The organism is Kitasatospora sp. NPDC056184 (assembly GCF_042268405.1).
In the GTDB taxonomy this organism is placed as follows: domain Bacteria; phylum Actinomycetota; class Actinomycetes; order Streptomycetales; family Streptomycetaceae; genus Kitasatospora.
Window position 1 is genome coordinate 237952 of the sequence record NZ_JBHJUI010000013.1, and the last position, 24833, is coordinate 262784.

Below are 24833 nucleotides of genomic sequence, written 5' to 3' on the forward strand. Positions count from 1 at the left end.
ATACCGCTCAACGTGCCGGTCACATCGCTCGATGTATCAGTCATACCGCGCAACACACCGGTCGTACCCGTTCCCACTCTCCACTCCTCCACTCCTCGACCCCTCCACCCCTCGGCCGCTCAGTCCTTGATCCGGCGGAACAGGCCCTCCTGCACCACCGACACCACCAGCTGACCACTGCGGTCGAAGATCTCCCCGCGCGCCAGGCCCCGGGCGCCGTGGGAGATCGGGGACTCCTGCTGGTAGAGCAGCCAGTCGTCGGCCCGGAAGGGGCGGTGGAACCACATCGCGTGGTCGAGGGAGGCCATGTCGAAGTGGCGGGTGCCCCAGAGCGGCTCCACGGGGGCGCGGACGGCGTCCAGCAGGGTCATGTCGCTCGCGTAGGTGAGCGCGCAGACGTGGATCAGCGGGTCGTCGGGCAGCGCGCCGTTGGTCCGAAGCCAGACGCCGCTGCGCGCCTCGACGCCGGCGAGCTCCTCGGTGCTCCAGCGCAGCCGGTCGACGTAGCGGATGTCGAAGGGCTGGCGCCGGCTGATGAACGGGGGCAGCTCGCCGAGCCGGGAGCCGACCTCGTCCAGCGCGCTGGGCAGCTTCTCGGGGGCCGGCACCGCGGGCATCGGGAACTGGTGCTCGATGCTGTCCGGCTCCGGGGCGTGGAAGTCGGCGGTCAGCGCGAAGATCGACCGACCGCCCTGGATCGCCAGCACCCGGCGGGTGGTGAACGAGCGGCCGTCGCGCAGCCGGTCCACCTGGTAGACGATCGGCACACCCGGCACACCGGGGCGCAGGAAGTAGGCGTGCAGCGAGTGGACCGGCCGGTCGCCGTCCACGGTGCGCCCCGCCGCGACCAGCGCCTGACCGGCGACCTGTCCGCCGAACGTGCGCTGCAGCGCCTCCTCGGGGCTGCGCCCGCGGAAGATGTTCAGCTCGATCTGCTCAAGGTCGAGCAGCGCGACGAGATCGTCGACGGGGGTACCCATGGAACACGTCCTCTCCGGGCCGCCGCCCGGCCGGAGGTCTTCCGCCCGGCTGCCGCAACCCGTTCTCTCGAATTCTCCAGCTCAATCGAATTCTTCAGCGAGCCGGGGCATTCCCCACCGAGGGGCCACGAACGCCGTTTCACTCGAACGAGGTCGAACGCGGCACTCCGGAGCGCACCGGAGGACGCCACCGCGCACCGGACCGCACGGCCGGGCGGCCTCAGAGCCCCGACTGCCGCAGGGTGATGTTGAGCCGCCCGGTCAGCCCCAGCGCCGGGTCCGCCGTCCCGGGCAGGGTCCGCGTCACGCCGTGGTACGCGAACCGGGCCGGACCGCCGAACACCAGCAGGTCGCCGCTGCGCAGTTCCAGATCGGTCCACGGCCTGGTCCTGGTCTCGGTGTTGCCGAGCCGGAAGACGCACGTGTCGCCGAGGGAGAGCGAGACCACCGGGGCGTCCGCCCGCTCGTCGCGGTCCTGGTGCAGGCCCATCCGCGCGCCGTGCGGGTAGTGGTTGACGATCGCGATGTCCGGCGCGTAGCCGGCCGCGCCCGCGACCTCGCCGACGGCCGGGCCGTACGCCTCGGCCACCGCCCGCCGCGCGAGCGCCCCGAGTTCGGGCGGGAACGGCTTGACCGGTGTGCCGTCCTCGGCGGCGCGGGAGTAGCCGTACGGGTACCAGTGCCACCCCAGGCTGACCATCCGCACGGACATCAGCCCGCCGGTGGGCATCCGGACGGTGTGCATCCCGGCGGGCGGGCGGGCCCACGCGCGGCAGGCGTCGACCAGCCGCAGCTGCGCCTCCGGTTCCAGCCAGCCCGGGAGCAGCACGGCGCCGGGCGCCGGCTCCGAACGCCCGCGCCCGGGGGCGGCGTCGTGGGGGCCGCCGAACAGCTCGCCCTGGGTCACTCCCCCATCCTCGCGCACGCCTCCGACAGCCGGGTCCGACCACCGGCTCCGACAGCGGCTCCGGACGCGGGAGCGGCCCGCACGCCGACGGCCGCCCCCCGCCGTGCGGCGGGAAGGCGGCCGGGGAACCGGTCGGACGGGCCGAGTCAGACGGACCGGCCCGACCGAACGGACCGAACGGACCGAACGGACCGAACGGATCAGACGGTGAGGGTCTGGCCCGGGAAGATCAGGTTCGGGTTGGCACCGATGACCTTGGCGTTCTTGGTGTACAGGTCGTGCCAGTCGACGCCCTGCGCGGCGGCGATGGTGCTCAGGGTGTCGCCGGCCTTGACGGTGTAGGAGCCGTTGGCCTGCTTGGCGGCGTTCGCGGTCCAGCCCTTGTCCGCCTTCGCGGCCTTGGGGGCCTCGGCGGCCTTCGGCGCGGCGGCGGCCTTGGGGGCCTCGGCAGCCTTCGGGGCGGCCTTCGGAGCCTCGGCGGGCTTCGGCGCGGCCGGCTTCGGGGTGGCGGCCGGGGCGGCCGGCTTCGCGGCGGGGGCCGCCGGGGCGGAGGTGTCGACCGCGGCCGCGGCGCCGCCCTTGGTCAGACCGGCCTTGACGGAGCAGACGGGCCAGGCGCCCGGGCCCTGCGAGGCGAGGACCTTCTCGGCGACGGCGATCTGCTGCGCCTTGGTGGCCAGGTTGGCCTGCGGGGCGTAGGCGGTGCCGCCGAAGGCGGCCCAGGTGCTGGAGGTGAACTGCAGACCGCCGTAGAAACCGTTGCCGGTGTTGATGGCCCAGTTGCCGCCGCTCTCGCACTGGGCGACGGCGTCCCAGGTCGACACGGAGGCGGCGGAGGCCGAGGTGGCCGTGACGAGGCCGGCCACCGGCAGGGCCGCGACAGCGGCGCCCGCCACGACAGCCATCCGGACGCGGTTGCGCTTGGTGGCGGAGGTGGTGGTGGCAGCGGCGATCTCGTGACGGAAAGTCATGGGGTTCCTCTCGACAGCCCCGGGCGGGCATGCGGAACCAAGCCCTGGAAGAGGACTGGAATCGCTCACCGCGTCCGTCGGGCGGCCGGAGACGTGTCGGACGTCCCGCGCCGCCCCTGGCCACCCGCCACGCACCGGCGACCTGTTCGAGCGGTCGCATCGGCGGGCACGGCCGGCACCGGCGAAACCGGCGGGCTGTGCGTCGGGGGTGAACCCGGGTGGTGCTCGTTGCACCGCCAAAGAAGCTACGAGTCGGCCGCCGGGGATCCAAACAATGGCGGGTCTCCCCAGCTCAGCAGGGCATTACCGGCGGTAACCTCCCGGCATTCGCGCCCTGAATGTCCGTTTTAGGCGTCATTTCCTAGATCAAACATCTACAGGCCGTGGCTCACCTCACACTTTCATTCCGGCACTTCCGCTACCGAGATCGACACATTGCGATGCCCCCGGCACCCTCCGCGATCGAATCCGAGGCAATTCCCGTCACCCCGACCCCCCACCCGTGACCCCTGCCACAAGGGCCCGTTGGAGAGGGCGGCCGGGCCGCACCCGCCGCCGGCTCGAACAGACCCGGCCTCCGCACACCCATATGGCCCACCCCCTCCGACCCCCGACACCGCACCGAGGAGACACCCAGTGCCGCGCATGCTCGACGTCAGCGACGAGGTCCGTTCCGAGATCGGCGACGACGAGGCCGACCGCCTGCTCGGCGGCGCCCACGCGCCCGACAGCTACGAGTGCACCTCCTGCCGCACCCCCGGCGACGCGTTCCAGGAGCCCACCAGCACCGTGCTGTTCGTCGGCGAGGAGACCGCGGTGCTGGCCTTCGCGCACGCCCGCTGCATCCCCTCCCAGGTGGTCCCGGTCTCCGAGGAGCAGTTGGCCGGCGCCGTCCGCAGCATCAGCCAGTCCCAGGGCGACCCGGCGCTCGGACCGGACGCCGCCGTCCCCCCGCAGCCCTCGGTGCCCGCCCCAGCCCCCACTTCCGTGCCGGCGCCGACCCCGGCCCCCGCCCCGAACGCCGGCCGGCCCGGCGCACCCGGCCAGGCGGCGATCCTCGGCATCACCTGCGGGCTGGTCCTGCACGGCGACGCCGGCCACGCCTCCCTGGTCGTCGAGCCGACCGGCCCGGTCGGCCGGCCCGGCAACACCACCGGCGAGGACGAGTTCCTCGACCTGCTCCAGGACGCGGGCTTCCAGCCGGTCCTCGACCTCGACAAGACGCCGGACCAGCTGCCCGGCTGGTCGGTGCTGGTCGCGATGGGCAAGCTGCACGCGGTCCTCCAGCCCTCGGCGGCCGGGGGCAGCACCGGCTGGTGGCAGGCCCACCAGCCGCTCCAGGTGACCGACGCCTGGCGGTTCGCCGCCAACCAGCTCGGCGAGGTCACCATGTACGCCGTCCCGGCCGGGACGGTGGGCCGCCAGCCGCGCGAGGACCTGCTGCGGCAGGCGCTGGAGCGGGCGGTGGCGCTGGGCCAGGTGGTCGCCGCCTCCCTCCCGCTCGCCGGCACCTGAGCCGCGAGCCGGCCGACCGCCGGCCCACCGACCATGAGCCGACCGCACCCCCACCGCGCCCCCACCGCGCACCGGCCCGCCAACCGCCCCCACCCCCGCCCCGCCCCACCTCCACCCCGCCGCGGGGCCGCCGACCGGCCGGCCCCGCGGCCACGGCCGCGCCCCGCCCACCCGCATCCCCCGGCCGCCCTCGCTCGTTGGGCCCTGCGTGTACAGCTACGACGGCCCCGCCTCCCCCCGGCGGTCCACCACCGCCTCCCGCGCGATCCCGGGCATGCGCCCCTCGTACGACGCGGAGCACCCGCACTCGGCGACGCCGATCTACGACGAGCTGTACTCCGAGTACCGCCGGCTCTTCCGCGCGCTGCCGGGCGACCGCTCAGGCGAGGAGGAGCTGGTGTTCACCGGCTTCGCCGTCCGGGACGCCGCTCCGACGCGCACCGACCCCCGCCCGTACCCGCCGCAGCACCAGTCCTTCCACACCTACGCGGGCCAGGCGATCGGCATCCCGCAGTTCATGCCCGGCCGACCGGGCGGAGCCGACCACTCCGGGCCGTCGGAGCAGGCCTTCGCGCAGCACGCCGGCGGCACCGCCCGGTCGTCGAGCCACCCCGGCCACCCGGGCCACCCGGGCCACCCGCACGACCACGGCCCCGCCCACGCGAGCCACACCGCCGGCCACCCGGCGAGCCCGTACACGACCGGCTTCCAGGCCACCCCCTCCCCCGGCCGGCCGTCGGATGCCCAGACGGCTCCCCAGCCCGCCTCCCCGGCGGGCACCGGCCAGGCGGGCACCGGCCAGGGCTGGGTGGCCGCCGGCTACCTCGGCCCCGTCCCGCCGCCGGTGTCCGCCCACGTCCCCGCGCCGGCCCCGGTGACGGTTCCGGTCCCGGCGCCCGCCCCGGCCGTGGGCACCGCCTTCGGCCCGGGCGACCGGGGCACCACCGGCGGCGGCCGCCACCGCAGCCTGCTCTCCCTCCCCCCGGGCCGCAGCGGCGACCACCACTGACCCGACCCGCCACTGAGCCGACCCACCACTGAGCAGAACCCGTCACTGACCCGGCCCCGCGCACAAGGCCGAAGGGCCCCGCCGCCCGGTCCCGAGACCGGCCGACGGGGCCCTTCCGCACCGTCTCCTGCTGCTACTTCTTCTTGCGCTTCTCCCGCACGCGCACCGAGATCGAGATCGGCGTGCCGACGAAGCCGAACTCCTCGCGCAGCCGGCGCTCGATGAACCGGCGGTAGCCCGCCTCCAGGAAGCCCGAGGCGAACAGCACGAAGCGCGGCGGACGGATGCCCGCCTGGGTGCCGAACAGGATGCGCGGCTGCTTGCCGCCGCGGATCGGGTGCGGGTGGGCGGCCACCAGCTCGCCGAGGAAGGCGTTCAGCCGGGCGGTCGTGATCCGGGTCTCCCAGCCCTCCAGCGCGGTCTCGATCGCCGGGACGAGCTTCTCCATGTGCCGGCCGGTCTTCGCCGAGACGTTGACCCGGGGGGCCCACTGCACCTGGACGAGGTCGCGCTCGATCTCGCGCTCCAGGTAGTAGCGGCGCTCCTCGTCGAGCTGGTCCCACTTGTTGTAGGCGATGACGACGGCGCGCCCGGCCTCGACGGCCATCGAGATGATCCGGGTGTCCTGCTCGGCGAGGGCCTCGCTGGCGTCCACCAGGACGACCGCGACCTCGGCCTTGTCCAGCGCGGCGGTGGTGCGCAGCGAGGCGTAGAAGTCGGCGCCGGCGGTCAGGTGGACCCGGCGGCGGATACCGGCGGTGTCGACGAACTTCCAGGTCTTGCCGCCGAGCTCGATCATCTCGTCGACCGGGTCACGGGTGGTGCCGGCCAGCTCGTTGACGACCACCCGCTCCTCGCCGGCGACCTTGTTGAGCAGGCTGGACTTGCCGACGTTCGGCCGGCCGATCAGCGCGATGCGGCGCGGGCCGCCGGGGGCGGCGTCGCCGAAGGTCTGCGGCGGAGCCTCGGGCAGCGCGGCCATCACGGCGTCGAGCAGGTCGCCGGAGCCGCGGCCGTGCAGGGCGGAGACGGGGAACGGCTCGCCGAGGCCGAGCGACCAGAGGTAGGCGGCCTCGGCCTCGGTGGACGGGCCGTCGACCTTGTTGGCGCAGAGCACGGTCGGCTTGCCGGCCCGGCGGATGATCTTGATCAGGGCCTCGTCGGTGTCGGTGGCACCGACGGTGGCGTCGACGACGAACAGGACCGCGTCGGCCTGCTCGATGCCGAGCTCGGCCTGGGCGGCGACCATGGCGTCGATGCCGAGGACGTCGATCTCCCAGCCGCCGGTGTCGACGACCTTGAAGCGGCGGCCGTTCCAGGCGGCCTCGTAAGTGACGCGGTCGCGGGTGACGCCGGGCTTGTCCTCGACGACGGCCTCGCGGCGGCCGATGATGCGGTTCACCAGGGTCGACTTGCCGACGTTCGGGCGGCCGACGACGGCCAGCACCGGCAGCGGGGCGTGGCTGCCGTCGCCGAGGCCGACGTCGTCGAGGTCGAAGCCCTCCTCGGCGGCGAGCGCCATGAACTCGGCGTACTCGGAGGCGTCCAGCTCGCCGTGGCCGGCGGTGGAGTGCTCTGCGGTCATGTTCGTACTGTCCGTTTCCCGGCCCGGCCCTTCCCAGGGACGTGCCGTGCGTACCTGCCCCTCCGGGGCAGCGCGAATGGTTCCGGGTGCCACCATGGCACCCCGTTCATCGGATGATCGGCCTGGCGGACGGTTCTCGACCGTCCTCAGGCGTCCTCAGCTGTCCTCAAGCGTCCCCGGTAGCCGTCCTCAGGCGGCCGAGAGCGCGGCCCCGGCCCGCTCCGCCACCAGCGCGGTGATCCGGTCGATCACCTGCTCCAGGCTGAGCGCGCTGGTGTCCACCAGGACCGCGTCCGCGGCCTGGGTGAGCGGGGCGGTCGCCCGCGAGGAGTCCGCCGCGTCCCGGCGCGCGAGGTCGGCGGCCATCGCGGTGATGGTCGCCTCGTCCACGCCCTTGGCCCGCAGCTCGGCGGCCCGGCGTTCGGCGCGGGCCGTCTCGGAGGCGGTCAGGAAGATCTTGACGGTGGCGTCCGGGAACACCACGCTCCCCATGTCCCGGCCCTCGGCGACGATGCCGCGGGCGGCGACCGCGGCGCAGCCGCGCTGCAGCTCCACCAGCCGGGCCCGCACCGCCGGCACCGCGGCGACGGCGCTGACCTGCGCGGTCACCTCGGGGCCGCGGATCGGGGCGGCGACGTCCCGGCCGTCGACGGTGATGGTCGGGCCGTCCGCGTCCGTGCCGGACACGATGACCGGCTTGCCGCACGCGACGGCCACCGCCTCCGGGTCGTTCACGTCGACGCCGTTGGCCAGCATCCACCAGGTCATCGCCCGGTACATGGCACCGGTGTCCAGGAAGCTCAGGCCCAGCCGGGCGGCGACCGCCCGGGAGACGGTCGACTTGCCGGAGCCGGAGGGTCCGTCGATGGCGACGACGACCGGGGCGTGCGCTCGGTCGGCAGTGTCCACGGCGCGAACCTCTCTCTGAATCTCTGAGCATGGCAACCCGAACTGCGGGGAAGCCGGGGATGGTCTCCCCCAAGGTTAATGGACCGCCGACCGACCCGGACCCGCCGGTGACCGGCCCGCTCCGCCCCGTCCCGAACCGGACCCCGGCCCGCCTTCCCACCGGCCCGCCGACCCACCGGCCGACCCACCAGCCCACCGACCCGCCTTCCCACCGGCCGGCCCACCAGCCCACCGGCCCACCAGCCCACCAGCCCACCGGCCCGCCTTCCCACCGGCCGGCCACAGGACCCGGGAGCCGTCAGTCCCGGACGCTCCACCCGCTCGCCCGCAGCGCCGCCGTCAGCGGCCGCACCGCCGCCGGGGCCACCGACAGCTGGACGAAGCCCACCTGCTGCCCGGTCGAGTGCTCGATGTCGACGTCCTCGATGTTCACGCCCGCCGCCCCGACCTCGCCGAACAGCCGGCCCAGCTCGCCGGGCTGGTCCCCGAGGACCACGGCGACCGTCTCGTACCGGGTGGGCGGGGCGCCGTGCTTGCCGGGGATCCGGGCCTGCCCGGTGTTGCCGCGCCGCATGACCGCCTCGATGCCCGCCGCGCCGCCGCGCCGCTCGGCCTCCTCGGCGGCCTGCAGGGCGCGCAGCGCGGTGACGGTCTCGCCGAGGTCGGTGGCCACCTCCTCCAGCACGTCGGCGACCGCGCCGGCGTTGGCGGAGAGGATGTCGACCCACATCGCGGGGTTGGAGGCGGCGATCCGGGTCACGTCCCGCACGCCCTGGCCGGAGAGCCTTATGGCGGTCTCGTCGGCGTTCTCCAGCCGGGCGGCGACCAGCGAGGAGACCAACTGCGGGGCGTGCGAGACCAGGGCGACCGCGCGGTCGTGCGCCGCGGCGTCCATGACGATCGGCACGGCGCCGCAGAGCGCGACCAGTTCGAGGACGGCGTTCAGCGTCTCGGTGTCGGTGTCGGGGGTCGGCGTGAGCACCCAGGGGCGGCCCTCGAAGAGGTCCGCGCGGGCGGCCAGCGGACCGGACCGCTCCCGCCCGGCCATCGGGTGGCCGCCGATGTAGTGGGCGGTGTCGCAGCCGAGCGCGGCGACCTCGGCGCGCGGCCCGGCCTTCACACTGGCGACGTCGGTGTAGCAGCGCGCCAGGCCGCGGCGCTGGCAGTCGGCGAGCACCTTGCCGACCAGCGCGGGCGGGACGGCGATGATCGCGAGGTCGACCGGCCCCTCCGCGGGCTCGGTGGTCCCGGCCCCCAGCGAGGCGGCGGTGCGGGCGGCGTCCGGGTCCGCGTCCTCCAGATGGACGCTCAGACCCCGTCCGGTGAGGGCGAGCGCGGCGGAGGTGCCAATGAGTCCGGTACCGACGACGACGGCTGTACGCATGGCGGAGTGGCTCTCCTCACGGAACCGCGCGGGACGCGGCGACTGCGGGGACGGGGGAACGGATCGCCCCCATCCTCCCCCATCACCACCACCGCCCGTGCCGCAACCGCACCACCGCCCCCGGCCGTCCCCCCTCACGCGGCCCGCGCCACCGGGCGCCCGCCGCGCCGCCCGCACGCCGCGCACGGTGGAAAACCGGCGACGCGGGCGCCGCCGCACGGCAGGATGGGCCGCCGACGGTACGCGACGAAGGGGTTGGCCGGGTGAACGATCAACACAGCAGCGACCAGCATCGACCGCACGACGACAGCACCACCGAGCGGACCACCGTCCCCACCGTGCCCTCGGTGCTGGACGCCGTGGTCGTCCACGCCGTCGGCGCGGTGTGCCGCCGCCGGGCCCGGACGGCCCTGCCTCCGGGCGGACGGCTCCGGCTGACCGGCCTGCCGGAGGGGCTCGACGAGCGCTCGCTGCGCGCCCGCGTCCTCCTCGGCCCGGCCGGCACCGCCGTCACCGAGGTCCGCCTGGAAGCCGTCGCCGAACTCCGCGAACCCTCCGAACTGCCGGAGCTGCAACGCCGGTTGGCCGACGCCGAGGAGCACGCCGAGGCGCTGCGCGAGCAGCGGCGGCTGGTCCACGCAGCCGTCGTCGAGACCCGCGGGCTGCGCGCCGTCCCGCCGCCCCGCCGCCGCGACGAACCGCTGCGCCGCACCCCCGCCGACGCCTGGCTGGAGCTGGCCGAGTTCGTCGACGAGCGCCTCACCGCCCTCCACGAGCGCACCGAACGGCTCACCCGGGAGCTCGAACTCGCCGACCACGAGGTCCGGGTACTCAACGAGCGGGTCGCCCGGCTGTCCCCCGACGGGCGGCACGAACCCGTCGAGACCACGACCACCGCCCTGCTCACCCTCACCACCACCGCCGCCGTTCCCGGGGACGCCCCCGCCGAGCTGGAGATCGAACTGGAGTACACCGTCGGGACCGCCCGCTGGGTGCCCTCCTACCGGCTCTCCTACCGCCAGGGCGCCGACACCGGCCACCTCCTGCTGCGCGCCTCGGTCGCCCAGCAGACCGGCGAGGACTGGACCGGCGTGCGCCTCGCCCTCTCCACCGCCGACCTCGACCGCCGCACCGACCTGCCCAAGCTGCGCTCGCTGCGGATCGGCCGCAGCCAGCCGCCCCCGCCGCCCTCCGGCTGGCGCGAGCCCCCGGCCGGCCTGGCCGACCTGTTCACCGGCTACGACGCGGCCGGCCCGGCGCCGATCGACCCCCGCCGGGTACGCGCCGGAGCCGGCGGCGGCGCGTTCGCCGACGAGCCCCTGCTCTCCGTCCCGGTCGCCCCCGTCGCCGCCGCGGCCCCGCTCCCGCCGCCGGCCGCCGCCCCGGCCCCGCGACCCCCGGGCGGTCCCGCCCGCGCCCGCACCCGCGGCCTGCGCTCCGCCGACGAGCCGGTCGAGCCGTTCGAACGGTTCGAACCGTTCGGCCAGGCCGAGCAGGCCGCCTTCGCCGGCTACGGCGCGCCCCCGCCCGCTCCCGGCGGCGGCGCCCCGGGCCACGCCGCGGAGGCCCTCGCCAGGCGCGTCGCCCCCGACGCGCCCTCCACCCCGCCCGGCCCGCCGGTCCCGGACGAACAACTGCTCGACTACCCCGTGCTGGAGCTCTTCGGCCCGGACGCCGCCCCCGGCCGCCGCGGCACCCTGCACCACCCGCCCGGCCCGCGCCGCCGGCCCACCGCCGGCCGCCCGGCCCCCGGGCTGCCGAGCCTCCCGCTGCCGCACCACGCCGTGCCGCCGCGCGTCTCGGCCGGCTCCTTCGACCACCGCTTCGACGCCGCCGCGCCCGCCGACCTCCCGTCCGACGGCACCTGGCACACCGTCACCATCGGCGGGATCCCGGTGCGCGTGAGCCCCGAGTACGTCACCGTGCCCGCGGTCGAGGAGCGCGTCTACGCCACCCTGGTGATCGCCAACGACACCGCGCAGGCCGTGCTCGCCGGACCGGTCGAGGTGACCGTCGACGACCAGTTCCTGCTCACCGCCGCCCTGCCCACCCTCGCCCCCGGCGGTGTGCGCCGACTGGGCATCGGTGTCGCCGAGTCGGTCGAGGTGACGCGCCGTACCGAGCTGCGCGAGTCCACCGCGGGCATGCTGAACAGCAGCACCGTGCTCGACCACCGGGTGCACGTCGAACTGGCCAACCGGCTCGGCCGCCCGGTCACCGTCGAGGTCCGCGAACGGGTGCCGGTCAGCTCCGACGCCGACATCCGGATCGAGGAACGCCCCGGCTGGCACGCACCGGACGAACCGTCCACCGAGTGTCCGCCCAGCACCCGGCTCCGACGGGTCGAGCTGCCCCCCGGCGGCCGGGCCGAACTGGACGCCGGCTACCAGATCAGGATCCCGGCCGGAAAGGCCATCGTCGGCGGAAACCGGAGGAACTGAACGATGACCGTCACCCCCCTCCCCGTCACCCCACGGCCCGCGACGCCGCTGCCCGTCACCGCCGTCACCTGCCTGGAGGACCGCGCCCAGGTCGAACGCACCGCCACCGCCGAACTGACCGCCGGCGTCCAGCGGCTGCGCCTGGGCCCGCTCACCGCGCTCGCCGTCGACCGCACCCTGCGCGCCGAGTCCGACACCCCGGGCGTACGCGTCCTGGACGCCCGGATCACCCGCGCCTGGACGCCGCGCGCCCCGCTGCCGCCCGGCCCGGAGGACTCCGCACTGCGCCACCGCCTGCACGAGCTGGACCGGCGCGACATCGCCGAGAAGGCGCTGGCCCAGCGGCTGGAGGCCCGGCTGGCGCTGCTCGCCCAGCTCGCCGCGGACCTGCTGCGCGAGGTCGGCGAGGGCGCCGGCATCGGCGAGGTCGAACGGACCCGCTGGCACCGCGAGCTGGAGCGCGTGGACGCCGAACGCGAGCGGTACGGCGAGGAGCTGCGCGCCACCCGCTCGCGGACGGAACGGCTGGAGGAGGAGCGCAACGCGGCGTTCCGAGCCGCGGCCGAGGCCGAGGAGCAGCCCGCCGAGCTGGTCGCCCACCTCGACCTGACCGTCGAGGCCGGGGAGGCCGGGCCCGCCCGGCTGACCGTGAGCCACCTGGTGCCCTGCGCGCTCTGGCGGCCGTCCTACCGGGCCACGCTGGCCGGGGGCGTGCTGCGGCTGGAGTCCGAGGCGGTGGTCTGGCAGCGCACCGGCGAGGCCTGGACCGGCGCCCGGCTCACCTTCTCCACCGCCCGCTCCGCCCTCGCCACCGAGCCGCCCGCGCTCGCCGAGGACGTGCTGACGCTGCGCGAGCGCACCTCCGAGGAACGGCGCACCGTCGAGGTCGAGCTGCGCGAGGAGACGATCTCCGAGCTCCGCCCGGACGGCGTGCTGCCCGGCGTGGACGACGGCGGCGAGGTACGGGTGCTGACCGCCCCGGCACCGGCCACCGTGCCCTCCGACGGGCGGGCGCACCGGGTCCCGCTGGACTCCTCCGAAGGTCCCGCGCTCAGCGAGTACGCCTGCGCGCCGGAGCTGTCGCCGCTGGTCACCCAGGTGGTCCGGTTCCGCAACACGGCCGGGCACCCGCTGCTCGCCGGACCGGTCGAGCTGGTCCGCGGCAGCGGCTTCACCGGGCGCGGACGGCTGCCGTTCACGGCTCCGGGAGCCGACGTGGAGCTGTCCTTCGGCAGCTCGGACGGCTACCGGGTGGTCCGCGAGACCGACGAGCGCCGCTCCACGGCCGGGCTGAGCCAGCGCTCGGTGACCACCCGCACGGTGCGGCTGCACCTGTCGCGGTTCTCCGGCCCGGAGGAACGGGACGAGCAGCTGGTCGCGGTGCGCGAGCGGGTGCCGGTCTCCGAGGTGTCGGCGGTGGAGGTGCGGCTGCGCAAGGAGGAGTGCTCACCCGCGCCGGACGCCCTCGACGCCGAGGGCATCGTCCGCTGGGACGTCCCGCTCGGACCGGGCGCCCGCCGCACGCTCACCCTGGTGTACGAGGTCTCCGCCTCCGGGAAGGTGGCGGGCCTCTGAGCACCGGCCGGGCCCGGGCGTGCGAACCGCCGCCCGGGCGACCGCCCGGGCCCGGCCGGAGCGGGTACAACAGGAGCATGATCCTGCACCTCGCCCCCTTGGACGACTGGCTGGCCGACCCGGGCCGGCCGTACGCGACCGCCTCGCTGCTCACCGACGGCTTCATCCACTGCTCGGCGGACGAGCCGACCGCGCTCGCCGTGGCCAACGCCTTCTTCGCCGACGCCCGCGAACCGCTGATGGTGCTGCTGATCGAGGAGTCGCTGGTGGAACCGATGGTCAAGTGGGAGGCCCCGCACGGCGCACCGCCGCCCGGGGCCACCCCCGGTGTGCTGTTCCCGCACATCTACGGGCGGCTGAACCGCACGGCGGTGGTCGGCCTGGAGAAGGTCGAGCGCGGCCCGGACGGCCACTGGGCGTCCCTCTCCCCCTGGAGCTGACGCCCCCGGCGCCGGCCCGGCGCGTCCACGACCGGTTTCGGGCGGCTACAGCCAGCCCCGCTCCCGGGCCGCCATGCCGGCCTGGAAGCGGGTGGTGGCGCCCAGCTCGCGCATCAGCGACTGGAGCCGGCGCTGGGTGGTCCGGGCGCTCCAGCCGAGCGAGCGGGCGATCGACTCGTCGGTGAGGCCGGCCGCCAGCAGCCCGAGCAGCTTGCGGTGGTCGGCCTCCGGCTCCAGCGCCCCGTCGACCGCGCCGATCGCGGCCTGCAACTGGACGGCGCGCTCCCACTCGGCCTCGAAGAGCGTGTCCAGCGCCTGGAGCAGCGCCGAGGGGTGGATGACGTAGGCGGCGTCGAGGACGCTGTCGCCGACGCTGATCGGGATGATCGCCATCCGGTCGTCCGACATGACCATCTTCATGGGGAGCACCGGCCGGACCCGGGCCTCCTCGCCGTCGGCGACCCCGACCAGGATGTTCTTCTCCAGTCGGCCCGGCCAGGCCACCGCCTCCCGGTCGTAGACGGTCCGGAACCGCACGCCCTCCTTCAGCCGCTGCCGCTGCAGCGGGATGTTGGCCACCGGGTCCTGGATGTAGGGCGGGCGGTCGAAGCCGCGGATCTGGTACTGGCTGGTCCCGGTGATGTGCTCCAGCCGCTGGGCGATCGCCTCGCCGCCGGTCAGCACCTCGACCGAGTGCGCCGGGTCGGTGTAGCGCGAGGCCTCCCGGAAGGCGTCCATCAGCCGGTGCATCTCGGCCCGGGCGTGCCGCAGCTCGGACTCCCGGTGGCCGATCAGCGTGCCGATGGCGACGTCCGGGGCGACCGGCAGGAACCGCTGCCGGTCCACCGGGGCCCGGGTGGCCATGCCCTGCTGGGCGAGCCGGTCCAGGGCCCGCAGGCTCTGCTGGACGGTCAGGTCGCAGAGCGCGGCGAGGTCCTCGGCCGTCGACTGCGGGTTGGCCACCAGCGCCGCGTAGATCCGCCCGTCCGGTCCGGCCAGTCCCAGAGCGCTGAGTGGTGCATCGGACACGGCGTCGCTCCCCGTTCGCCTCTCGCCCCGCGCCGGGTGGCGCAGTCCCGCCACCGGGCGGGTCGTGGGCAGGTGGCAATCCTCGGCCACGGATCAGCGGGCTGACAAGGTGATCACCGCCGATGCGGCCCGCTTCACAGCAGGACCCGCCGAACGACGGAGGGCCTCCCCGCCGAACGACGGGGAGGCCCTCCGGGGGCGGCTGTTACAGCCCGACCTCGCGCATCAGCTGGCCGACCTCGGGGTTGGTCAGCCGGCGCAGCCAGCCGGACTTCTGGTCGCCGAGCGCGATCGGACCGAAGTGGGTGCGCACCAGCTTCTCGACCGGGAAGCCCGCCTCCGCCAGCATCCGGCGGACGATGTGCTTGCGGCCCTCGTGCAGGGTCACCTCGACCAGGTAGTTCTTGCCGACGTTCGAGACGACCTTGAAGCTGTCGGCGCGGGCGTAGCCGTCCTCCAGCTCGATGCCCTTGGCGAGCTGCTTGCCCAGGTCGCGCGGGATCGGCCCCTGGATGGCGGCCAGGTAGGTCTTGGTCACGCCGTACCGGGGGTGGGTGAGGCGGTGGGCCAGCTCGCCGTGGTTGGTGAGCAGGATGATGCCCTCGGTCTCGGTGTCCAGGCGGCCGACGTGGAAGAGCCGGGTCTCGCGGTTGGTCACGTAGTCGCCGAGGCACTGGCGGCCGTCCGGGTCCTCCATGGTGGAGACCACGCCGGCCGGCTTGTTCAGCGCGAAGAACAGGTAGGACTGGGTGGCGACGGTCAGGCCGTCCACCTTGATCTCGTCCTTCAGCGGGTCGACCCGCTTGCCCTGCTCGGTGACCCGCTTGCCGTTGACGTCGACCCGGCCCTGCTCGATCAGCTCCTCGCAGGCGCGGCGGCTGCCGACGCCGGCCCGGGCCAGCACCTTCTGCAGGCGCTCGCCCTCGGGCTCGCCGAAGGTCTTCGGCAGCTTCACGGCCGGCTTGTCGTGCCGGGCCAGCACCGCGTCCTCGATCCGGGCCTGCAGCTCGCGCGAGCGCTGCGGCTGGCGGCGCGGGTCGCCCGGGGCGCCCTGGCCCTCGCGGCGCGGCCGCGGGGCCGGGCCGGGGCGGCGGCCGGCGAAGCCGCCGCGGGCCGGGGTGGCGTTGGGGCCGCCGCCGTACTCGGGGCGGTCGTACCTGCGCTCCTCGGGCCGCAGCGGGCGGTCCGGGTAGCGGCGGTCGTCGCGCCGGTCGTCCCGACGGCTGTCGCGCCGGTCGTCCCGACGGCTGTCACGCCGGTCGTCGCGGCCGTACGAGCCCGAGCCGCCGCGCGGAGCCGAGCCGCCCCGGCCGCCGCCGGACCCGCCGTACGAACCCCCGCGCGAGCCGGAGCCGCCGCGGCCCGAGCCGCCCCCGGAGGAGCCGCCCCGGCCGCCCCCGCCCTGTCCGCCGCGACCGCTGCCGCCGCCGCTGCTGTTCCTGCCGTTGCCACTGCTACGCATCAAAGTGTCCGTACGTCGTTACCGTCTGGGCTGTGCGGTCGTTTCGGCCGACCTCACCGCCCCCTACCGATCGGGCGCAGCCCGACCGGCCCCGCCACTGCCGTCCGCGGCCTGCACGGCAGCGGCGGCGACCGCCTCCGCGATCATCGTGCCCTCCAGGGACTCCGCTTCCACGTCGTCGACCTCGGGCAGGAAGGGAGCGAGCTCCGGCAGCTCGTCCAGGCCGCGGAGCCCCATCCGTTCCAGGAAGTAGTTCGTCGTCCGATACAGGATCGCACCTGTTTCGGGCTCGGATCCGGCCTCTTCCACCAGTCCTCGCTGTACCAGGGTACGCATCACGCCGTCACAGTTCACACCGCGGACGGCCGAGACCCGCGATCTGGACACCGGCTGACGGTAGGCGACGACCGCCAGGGTCTCCAGCGCCGCCTGGGTCAGCCGGGCCTGCTGGCCGTCCAGGACGAAGCGGTCGACGGCCGGCGCGCAGGCGGCGCGGCTGTAGAACCGCCAGCCGCCGGCGACCAACCGCAGGTCGAAGCCCCGCCCCTGGGCGGTGTACTCGGCGGACAGTTCGCGCAGCGCCGCGGCCACCTCCGCGCACGGCCGCTCCAGCACCGACGCCAGGTGGGCCTCGCCGGCCGGCTCGTCGACGACCATCAGGATCGCCTCCAGCTCGGCCCGCAGCCCGGGACCGCCGTCCGCCTCCGGCACCGGCACCGGCCGCACGACCGGCGCCTCCTCCGGCGGCACAGCCTCCTCCGCCGGCACAGCCGCGTCCGGAAGCGCAACCGCCTCCGGCACCGGCTCCGCCACGCCCAGCACGCCCGGCACGCCCGGCGCCGGCTCCAGCCACTCCCCGGCGCGCGGCTGCCCCGGCAGCCCGAGCGCCCGCCGGGCCGGCCGTCCGCCGCCCGCACCGCCGTTCCCGGCCGTCATCGCCCGTCCTCCTCGCCCTTCGCCGCCCGCGCCGCGGCCTCGCCCGCCGGCCGGTCGAACTCGTCCGTCACCTCGACCGCGCCCCGGTCCGCCTCCGCCACCCACCGCACCACCAGCTCGCCGAGCGCGTCCGGCTGCTCGAAGGCGAGCACCCGCTCCCGGTACAGCTCCAGCAGCGCCAGGAACCGGGCGACCACCACCATGGTGTCCGGGGCGTCCGCGACCAGCCGCTGGAAGCTGGCCTCGCCCAGCTCGGTCAGCAGCCCGGCCACCAGCCCCGCCTGCTCCCGCACGCTGACCGGCGGGGTGTGGATGTGGTCGACGTAGACGACCGGCTTCGGCTTGGGCGCCATCGCCCGGGCGGCGAGCTCCGCCAGGCGCTCGGTGCCGACGCTGATCACGACCTCGGGCAGCAGCTCGGCGTGCCGCGGCTCCAGACCGACGGTGCGCGGCCGCCGCAGCAGCTCCGCGGCCCAGCGCTCGCCGAACAGCGCCGCCGCCCGCTTGTAGGCCCGGTACTGGAGCAGCCGGGCGAAGAGCAGGTCGCGCGCCTCCAGCAGGGCGAGGTCCTCCTCGTCCTCGACCTCCGCGGCGGGCAGCAGCCGGGCCGCCTTGAGGTCGAGGAGGGTGGCGGCGACGACCAGGAACTCGGTCGCCGCGTCGAGGTCCCAGTCCGGCCCCATCGCGCGGATGTGCGCCATGAACTCGTCGGTGACGGTCGCCAGCGCGATCTCGGTGACGTCCATCCGGTGCTTGGCGATCAGGCTCAGCAGCAGGTCGAACGGGCCCTCGAAGTTGTCCAGCCGGACCCGGAAGCCGCCCTGCGGCCCGTTCTCCGGCGCACCCGGCCCGGCCGCTCCTACGGCGGTCCGGTCGACGACGGGGTTCTGGGGCGTACTCGGCATGACGGTCCATCTTCACCCGGCCGCGGCGCCCGCCCCGCACCGGGGCCCACCGACACGCCGGGCCACCCCGGCCCGACCGTCGCGGCGCACCGCGCACGCGGCACCGCGCCGCACCGAACGACCCCGGACCCCCCGCGGCCCCGGAGTGCGCGCTCAGCGCCCGCGCAGCCGCCGCACCAGGATGCTCGCCTCGCCGCGCTGCTCCAGGTCCGCCAGCACCACCGCGATGGCCTCCCGGACGATCCGGCCGCGGTCCACCGCCAGGCCGTGCTCGCCGCGGAGCACCAGCCGGGTGTGCTCCAGGTCCATCAGCTCCTCGGCGGACACGTACACGGTGATCTTCTCGTCGTGCCGCTCGCGCCCGCTCGGGCGGCGCGGGGCGCGGCCGCGCGGACGGGGCCGGCCGGCGGAGCCCGTCTGGTCCTCGGCCGTACCGCTGTGCTGGCGCGGCGCCGGGGCCGCGGCGCGGCCGCCCTGGGCGGCCGTCGCGGCGCCGCCCGGCCCGGTGGCACCCTGGCCGCCCGGCTGCGCGGGGGCGGGCACGGTGGCCCCTCCCGGCGCGCCGAGCCGGCGCGGCGCGCGCCCGGCCCCGGCCTGGTCGCCGCCCGCCCCGGTGCCGCCCTCGGCGTGCTCCTGGCCCTCGCCGCCGGCGCCGGAGCCGTCGACGCCCTCGGCGCCGTCCGCGTCACCGGCGCCGTTGACCGCCCGCGCGGTCTCCGGTCTGGGCGCCTCGGCGGCCGAACGCGACGCGAGGGACGGCGACAGCGCCATCCCACCGGTGGTTCGGAACAGCTCGTCGGCACCCGGGAGACTCACTCGGCGGGGCGGCACCGGTCGAGCACCTCCCTGGCGAGCTGGCGGTAGGCGGCGGCACCGACCGAATTGGTCGCGTACGTCGTGATCGGTTCGCCGGCGACGGTGGTCTCCGGGAAGCGCACGGTCCGCCCGATGACGGTGTGGAAGACGTGGTCGCCGAACGCCTCGACGACGCGCGCCAGCACCTCGCGGCTGTGCACGGTGCGCGAGTCGTACATGGTGGCGAGGATGCCGTCCAGCCGCAGCTCGGGGTTGAGCCGCTCGCAGACCTTCTCGATGGTCTCGGTGAGCAGCGCGACGCCGCGCAGCGCGAAGAACTCGCACTCCAGCGGGACGATGACGCTGTGAGCGGCCGTCAGCGCGTTGACCGTCAGCAGGCCCAGCGAGGGCTGGCAGTCGATGATGACGTAGTCGTAGTCGGGCAGCAGCGGCTTCAGGGCGCGCGCCAGCGCGGACTCCCGGGCCACCTCGCTGACCAGCTGCACCTCGGCGGCGGAGAGGTCGATGTTGGACGGCAGCAGGTCCATGCCCGGCACGGCCGTCTTCAGCAGCACCTCGTCGGCCGTCAGCCCGCGCTCCATCAGCAGGTTGTAGACGGTGACGTCGAGTTCCATCGGGTTGACGCCGAGGCCGACGGAGAGGGCGCCCTGCGGGTCGAAGTCGACGAGCAGCACGCGGCGGCCGTACTCGGCGAGCGCCGCGCCCAGGTTGATGGTCGACGTGGTCTTGCCGACGCCGCCCTTCTGGTTGCACATCGCGATGATCTGCGCGGGGCCGTGCTCGGCCACCGGCGCGGGGATCGGGAAGTAGGGCTGGGGGCGGCCGGTCGGGCCGATCCGCTCGCGGCGCTGGCGGGCGGCGTCGGGGGCGAGCGTGGCCGCGTACTCCGGGTCCGGCTCGTACTCGGCGTCGGGGTCGTCGTAGGCGCCGTAGGCGAACTCGCCGTAGGCCAGGCCGTGGGCCGGCAGTTCGGCGTCGTAGTCGGTCACCGTGGTCACCTGTGCTGTGTTCTGGCGTGCTTCGAACGTACGGAGAGCGACCGAGCCGACCTCGGCCGAGCCCACGGAGGGCTGCCTGGCCCCGGGCTCCTCACTCGGCTGGCCGGCGGTGTGCGCCGCCAGTCCTGGCTGACCACCCCCGGGAGCAAATGTCGACTCATTCACAAGTCGTCTTACCTCCTTGGGCATCCAGGACTCTATGTCGATTCGTCAGCGTGGCAGCATGCCGACGGTTTGCGACTCTAGGCCGTTCAAGGCGTTCGCAGCAACACAATCCACGGTAGTGGGCAGGATGTGTCGACTATCGGGCAACCCCCTGTCAAGGGGAGCGAGGGCCCGTGACTCCGGGGTTTCCGGGGTCGGGTGACACGACCGACGGAAATTGACGACAGAGCGACCCGCCCCCGCCATTCCCGAGGTCACCACCGGATTCACCCCTCGTTCACACGGCGGCCGGAGAGGTCCGGTGACCCCCTGTGCACGGGCACGGCGAAGCCCCCGGCCCGGAGAGCACCGGGCCGGGGGCAACACACGTCACACTCAGGCGAGGACGGACTCCAGGGAGACCGACTCCAGGCCGAAGGCCTCGGCCACGGCGGCGAAGGTGATCTGGCCCTCGTGCACGTTCAGGCCCTTGGCCAGCGCGGCGTCGCGGCGCAGCGCCTCCTTCCAACCGCGGTTGGCCAGCTCGACGACGTACGGCAGCGTCGCGTTGGTCAGCGCGTAGGTGGAGGTGTTCGGGACGGCGCCCGGCATGTTGGCCACGCAGTAGAAGACCGAGTTGTGGACCTGGAAGGTCGGGTCGGCGTGCGTGGTCGCGTGCGAGTCCTCGAAGCAGCCGCCCTGGTCGATGGCGATGTCGACGAGCACGGAGCCCGGCTTCATGCGGGAGACCAGCTCGTTGGTGACGAGCTTCGGGGCCTTGGCGCCCGGGATCAGCACGGCGCCGATGACCAGGTCGGCCTCGACGACGGCCTTCTCCAGCTCGAAGGCGTTGGACATGATGGCCTTGATCTTCGTGCCGAAGATCTTGTCGGCCTCGCGCAGCTTGTTGATGTCGCGGTCCAGCAGGGTCACGTCGTAGCCCATGCCGATGGCGATGGTGGCCGCGTGCCAGCCGGAGACGCCACCGCCGATGACGACGGCCTTGGCCGGGTGGGTGCCGGGCACGCCGCCCGGCAGGGTGCCGCGGCCGCCGGCCGGACGCATCAGGTGGTACGAGCCGACCTGCGGGGCCAGGCGGCCCGCGACCTCGGACATCGGGGCGAGCAGCGGAAGGGCGCCGTTGGCGAGCTGCACGGTCTCGTACGCGATCGCGGTGGTGCCCGAGGCGAGCAGCGCGTCGGTGCCGGGACGGTCGGCCGCCAGGTGGAGGTAGGTGAAGAGCGTCTGGCCCTTGCGCAGGCGGTGGTACTCCTCCGCGATGGGCTCCTTGACCTTCAGCACCAGGTCGGCGGTCGCCCACACCTCGTCGGCGGTGGGGAGGATGGTGGCACCCGCGGCCACGTACTCCTCGTTCGGGATCGAGGAGCCGACACCGGCGTTGTCCTCGATGTAGACCTCGTGTCCGTTGCGGACCAGCTCATGCACACCGGCAGGCGTGATGGCCACGCGGTACTCGTGGTTCTTGACCTCGCGGGGGATGCCGACCTTCACGGCTAAACACGTCCTCTTGCCATGGGGGTCCCTACCGGAGAAGACCGGCGGGCGACGCGCACGGGGGGAAGCCTCCGGAAGACACCGGGGCACGGATCGCTGCGCGCTGAGTCGAGTGTAATGAAGCCCAGGCGGCCTGTCAGCCTTCCAAAGTGAATAAATCTGCCGGATGCATTGGCAAGTTCGTAGGCTTCCCTCGCGATCTTCCTGCCAAAGCAGCACTGACCTGGCATCTTCGACAATACTCCTGAACCGCCCGCTACCACCCGGCGGAGACGCGTTCCCGCAGCTCCGCGAGGGCGGTGCCGACGGCCTCGCGGCCGTGCTCGTCGCCGAGCCGGCGGAGCACCGCGAGGGACGCCCGGTACTCCCGCTCGGCCTCCTCGAAGCGGCGCTGCGCGGTGTGCGCCTCGGCGACCCTGGCCAGCAGCCGGGCCTCGGCGGCGTGGTCCCCCATGGCCTGCCGCAGGCCCAGCGCCCGCCCGTACCAGTCGGCGGCGCGCACCGCGTCGCCGAGCGCCCGGTGACAGCCCGCCGCGCCCTCCAGCGCGCGGGCACAGAGCGCCTCGTCGTCGGCGGCCCTGGCGTGCTCCAGGGCGGCCCGGTAGTGGCCCGAGGCCTGCTCCCAGCGGCCCGCGGCCGCCTGCAGGTCCCCCAGGTTGAGCAGGGCGGCGGAGGCCCGGCGCGGGCGGCCGTGCCGCTCGGCCACCGTCAGCACCAGCTCGTGCAGCTGGTAGAGGTCGGCCGGGGCGGCGGCGCCGGTCAGCGGCAGCGCCCGGAGCAGGGCGGTGACCAGCCGGCCGGCCGAGCCGTCGAGGTCGCCCTGGCCGATCGCGTCGGCGACCGCGGCGAGCAGCGGGTCGCGCTCGCCGAGCAGCCACTGCCGGGCGTGCGCGGCGGACGTCAGCCGCAGCGGGCCGGGCAGCGGGTCGGGGCCCGGGCCGCCGGCGGGGTCCAGCAGCGCCCGGGCGGACTCGGTGAGCCGCACCAGCCGCTCCAGCAGCCGGGCCCGGGCCAGCTCGACCTCGGCGGGCCGGTCGTCCCGCTCGCGCAGCCGGACCAGCCGGGGGTGCAGCCGGCCCGGGACGCGGTAGCGGGCGGTGCCGTCGGCGGCCGGCGGCTCCTCGGTGAGCAGTTCCCGCTCGGCGAGCGCGGCCAGCGTCCCGGCGGCCTCCGGGGCCGGGCAGCCGACCAGCGCGGAGGCCGTGCGTAGGTCCGCGCACTGGGCGGGGGCCAGGGTGAGCGCGCGCAGCATCCGCGCCTGCGCGGCGGGCAGGCCCGCGTAGGCGAGGGTGAAGGCGCCGACCAGCGGGTCGTTGTCCGGCACCGGGACGGGTTCGGCGGGCTCCGGCGCGGGCCGCACCCAGGCGGCCGGGTCGCGGGCCGGCTCCGCCGGGGGCGGCGTCACGACGGGCCCCGGCGCGGCGGCCGTCGGCTCCGCCCCGCCGCTCCCCTTCTTCCTCCTGCCCTGCACCGGCTTCTCCGGCTTCGCGGGCGCGGCGGGCTTCGCGGCCTTCCCGGACGGCGCGGGCTTCCCCGGTGGCCCGGCCTTCCCTGACGGCGCGGCCTTCGCCTCCTCGGCGGGCTTCCCGGCCTTCGCCTCCCCCGCACCCCCGGCTCCCGGCGCCGAGGCCTCGGCGACGGCCCGCACCAGCTCCTTCGCCGCCTCCGTCACCGCCAGCTCCGGATGGCCGCGCAGCCGCCCGGCCATCAGCCGCAGCGCCGCCGGCTGGGAGCCGCAGGCCTCCGCCAGATCGGCCGCGCCCACCGGGTCGCAGCCGATCCGGGTGCCGCCGACCAGATCGCCGAGCAGGTCGGCGGCCGCCGGGCGGTCCAGCCCGCCGAGGATCACCGGGTCGATGTCCTCGATCCCGGTGAGCGGCCCGGCCGTGGTGGCGAGCACCAGGCAGCCAGGCTCGTCCGCGAGCAGCGGCCACAGCTGGCCGGCGTCCCGGACGTCGTCCAGCAGCAGCAGGACGCGCCGCCCGGCCAGCGCCTCGCGCAGTGCGACGCACGCCGGGTCCTCCCGGCCGTCCTCGACGGCACCGGGCAGCGGGACGCCGGCGGTGTCCGCGTCGAGCTGCTCCAGCAGCCGGCGGGCGACCCGCGCGGGCGGCACCCGGCCGCCGTCGGGGGCGGACAGCCGGGCGAAGAGCACGCCGTCGGGGTACTGGGCGGCGACCGTGACGGCGAACCGCACGGCCAGCGCGGTCCGGCCCGAGCCGGGCCGGCCGGCCAGCACCAGGACGGGGCTGCGGCCCTCCGCCGGGCGCGCGGCGGCGGCCCGCAGCGCGGCCAGCTCGGTGCGCCGGCCGACGAACAGGGTGGGGCCGGCGGGCAGCCGGTCCAGCCCGGGAACGCGCTCGGCGGGCGCGCCGGGCCCGGCCTCCATCGTCACGGTCTTCCTCGCCACCCGTGCCACTCCCGACGTCGCCAGCGCTCACCGGAGCGGCCCGCAGCGGACGCCCCGTCTGCGAAGCGTAGTTCGACCGTCCACTCCGGCCGAGGTGACATCCGGTCGTACGAACCGGCAAATCACCCCGCCGGCCGAAGTACCGGCCCCACGGCCGCCGGAACCCACCCTGCGGCCACCCGGCACCGGGTCGGAGCGCCCGGAGGCGAGCCCTAGGAGAAGGGCCGGGCGGGCCAGGGGGAGTCCGCCGGGCGCAGGGCGTCCAGGCCGCCGGGGCCGTGCAGGGCCGCGTGGAGCGCCAGGGTGCCGGTGATCAGGGTGGGGTTGTGCAGCTGCCCGGCGTGGATCCGCCGGACCAGCTCCTCCACCGGCATCCGGGCGGACTCCAGCTCCAGCTCCTCCCCGTGCGCCTCGTACCGCTGCCCCTCCGCCTCGGCGAGGTCGGTGGCGAGGAAGAGCCGCAGCGCCTCGTCCGTCCCCCCGGGCGAGGTGTAGAAGTCGACCAGCACCCGCCAGGTGCCCGCCTTGCAGTGCGCCTCCTCGTACAGCTCGCGCTGGGCGGCGTGCAGCGGGTTCTCGCCGGGCACGTCGAGCAGGCCGGCCGGCAGCTCCCAGAGGCGCTGGCGCACGGGGTGGCGGTACTGCCGCAGGATCAGCACCCGCCGCTGGTCGTCCAGGGCGAGGACGGCGACCGAGCCGGGGTGGGTCTGGTAGTCGCGGCGGGCCCAGCTGCCGTCGGGCATCAGGACCTCCTCGGTGCGCACACCGGTGACCCGCCCCTGGAACGGCGTGCTGCTCCCCCGGACCTCCCACTCCTCGGCCCGGTCGGCGACATCGGCGGTGCTGCGGTCGTCCATCACGTCTCCCCTTTTCGTCAGTACGACACAATCTAACGCCGAACG

At 75.4% G+C, this 24833-nt stretch carries 20 protein-coding genes; 5 read left to right on the plus strand and 15 right to left on the minus strand.

The features are described from left to right. Window positions 1–119 precede the first annotated feature (119 nt). From ACFC0B_RS25770 to ACFC0B_RS25780, 3 genes are all read right to left on the minus strand, one after another. Complete coding sequence (locus ACFC0B_RS25770) at window positions 120–980, minus strand: acyl-CoA thioesterase (protein ID WP_376090214.1); 861 nt, start codon at window positions 978–980, stop codon at window positions 120–122. A 220-nt stretch (window positions 981–1200) separates the two neighbouring features. Further along, a complete protein-coding gene (locus ACFC0B_RS25775) occupies window positions 1201–1887 on the minus strand; it encodes an alpha-ketoglutarate-dependent dioxygenase AlkB (protein WP_376090217.1) in 687 nt (228 codons plus the stop codon). A gap of 200 nt (window positions 1888–2087) precedes the next feature. Next, window positions 2088–2858 (minus strand): transglycosylase family protein, encoded by a 771-nt coding sequence (locus tag ACFC0B_RS25780; RefSeq protein WP_376090220.1) that lies wholly within the window; start codon window positions 2856–2858, stop codon window positions 2088–2090. A gap of 636 nt (window positions 2859–3494) precedes the next feature. Here ACFC0B_RS25780 and ACFC0B_RS25785 point away from each other — a divergent pair. Then, complete coding sequence (locus ACFC0B_RS25785; RefSeq protein ID WP_376090223.1) at window positions 3495–4373, plus strand: hypothetical protein; 879 nt, start codon at window positions 3495–3497, stop codon at window positions 4371–4373. 208 nt (window positions 4374–4581) lie between these two features. Then, a complete protein-coding gene (locus ACFC0B_RS25790; RefSeq protein WP_376090226.1) occupies window positions 4582–5382 on the plus strand; it encodes a hypothetical protein in 801 nt (266 codons plus the stop codon). Between the two features lie 133 nt (window positions 5383–5515). Here the strand turns inward: ACFC0B_RS25790 and der are convergent, their stop codons facing one another. From der to ACFC0B_RS25805, 3 genes are all read right to left on the minus strand, one after another. Then, on the minus strand, window positions 5516–6967 hold the full coding sequence (gene der, locus ACFC0B_RS25795) for a ribosome biogenesis GTPase Der (RefSeq protein ID WP_376090229.1): 1452 nt from the start codon (window positions 6965–6967) through the stop codon (window positions 5516–5518). 189 nt (window positions 6968–7156) lie between these two features. Beyond that, a complete protein-coding gene (gene cmk, locus ACFC0B_RS25800; RefSeq protein ID WP_376090232.1) occupies window positions 7157–7876 on the minus strand; it encodes a (d)CMP kinase in 720 nt (239 codons plus the stop codon). A 298-nt stretch (window positions 7877–8174) separates the two neighbouring features. Beyond that, on the minus strand, window positions 8175–9260 hold the full coding sequence (locus tag ACFC0B_RS25805) for a prephenate dehydrogenase (protein ID WP_376090235.1): 1086 nt from the start codon (window positions 9258–9260) through the stop codon (window positions 8175–8177). 263 nt (window positions 9261–9523) lie between these two features. Here ACFC0B_RS25805 and ACFC0B_RS25810 point away from each other — a divergent pair, with 263 nt between their 5' ends. The 3 genes from ACFC0B_RS25810 to ACFC0B_RS25820 all read left to right on the plus strand — a co-directional run bounded on the left by ACFC0B_RS25810 (window position 9524) and on the right by ACFC0B_RS25820 (window position 13716). Further along, window positions 9524–11701, plus strand: coding sequence for a DUF4139 domain-containing protein (locus tag ACFC0B_RS25810; protein ID WP_376090238.1), 2178 nt, complete (start codon window positions 9524–9526; stop codon window positions 11699–11701). Between the two features lie 3 nt (window positions 11702–11704). Beyond that, window positions 11705–13276, plus strand: a complete 1572-nt coding sequence (locus tag ACFC0B_RS25815) for a DUF4139 domain-containing protein (protein WP_376090241.1) — start codon at window positions 11705–11707, stop codon at window positions 13274–13276. A 77-nt stretch (window positions 13277–13353) separates the two neighbouring features. Beyond that, window positions 13354–13716, plus strand: coding sequence for a DUF952 domain-containing protein (locus ACFC0B_RS25820; protein ID WP_376090244.1), 363 nt, complete (start codon window positions 13354–13356; stop codon window positions 13714–13716). A 45-nt stretch (window positions 13717–13761) separates the two neighbouring features. Here ACFC0B_RS25820 and ACFC0B_RS25825 read toward each other — a convergent pair whose 3' ends face one another. The 9 genes from ACFC0B_RS25825 to ACFC0B_RS25865 all read right to left on the minus strand — a co-directional run bounded on the left by ACFC0B_RS25825 (window position 13762) and on the right by ACFC0B_RS25865 (window position 24788). Further along, complete coding sequence (locus ACFC0B_RS25825; protein WP_376090247.1) at window positions 13762–14745, minus strand: transcriptional regulator; 984 nt, start codon at window positions 14743–14745, stop codon at window positions 13762–13764. A gap of 205 nt (window positions 14746–14950) precedes the next feature. After that, window positions 14951–16207, minus strand: coding sequence for a pseudouridine synthase (locus ACFC0B_RS25830; protein ID WP_376090250.1), 1257 nt, complete (start codon window positions 16205–16207; stop codon window positions 14951–14953). A 63-nt stretch (window positions 16208–16270) separates the two neighbouring features. Further along, window positions 16271–17143 (minus strand): SMC-Scp complex subunit ScpB, encoded by an 873-nt coding sequence (scpB, locus tag ACFC0B_RS25835; RefSeq protein ID WP_376090253.1) that lies wholly within the window; start codon window positions 17141–17143, stop codon window positions 16271–16273. Continuing rightward, complete coding sequence (locus ACFC0B_RS25840) at window positions 17140–18048, minus strand: segregation and condensation protein A (RefSeq protein ID WP_376090256.1); 909 nt, start codon at window positions 18046–18048, stop codon at window positions 17140–17142. The genes scpB and ACFC0B_RS25840 overlap by 4 nt, the downstream gene beginning before the upstream one ends. Window positions 18049–18201: 153 nt before the next feature. Continuing rightward, window positions 18202–18819: a hypothetical protein gene (locus ACFC0B_RS25845; protein ID WP_376090259.1), complete on the minus strand. Its 618-nt coding sequence runs from the start codon at window positions 18817–18819 to the stop codon at window positions 18202–18204. A 41-nt stretch (window positions 18820–18860) separates the two neighbouring features. Continuing rightward, on the minus strand, window positions 18861–19928 hold the full coding sequence (locus tag ACFC0B_RS25850; RefSeq protein WP_376090262.1) for a ParA family protein: 1068 nt from the start codon (window positions 19926–19928) through the stop codon (window positions 18861–18863). A gap of 474 nt (window positions 19929–20402) precedes the next feature. Then, a complete protein-coding gene (gene ald / locus ACFC0B_RS25855) occupies window positions 20403–21518 on the minus strand; it encodes an alanine dehydrogenase (RefSeq protein ID WP_376090265.1) in 1116 nt (371 codons plus the stop codon). A gap of 259 nt (window positions 21519–21777) precedes the next feature. Further along, entirely contained in the window at window positions 21778–23931 is a 2154-nt protein-coding gene (locus ACFC0B_RS25860; RefSeq protein WP_376090268.1) for an AAA family ATPase, read from the minus strand. A 212-nt stretch (window positions 23932–24143) separates the two neighbouring features. After that, the gene (locus tag ACFC0B_RS25865; RefSeq protein WP_376090271.1) at window positions 24144–24788 is read right to left on the minus strand and encodes an NUDIX domain-containing protein; all 645 of its coding nucleotides are present in this window, start codon (window positions 24786–24788) and stop codon (window positions 24144–24146) included. Window positions 24789–24833: the final 45 nt, after the last annotated feature.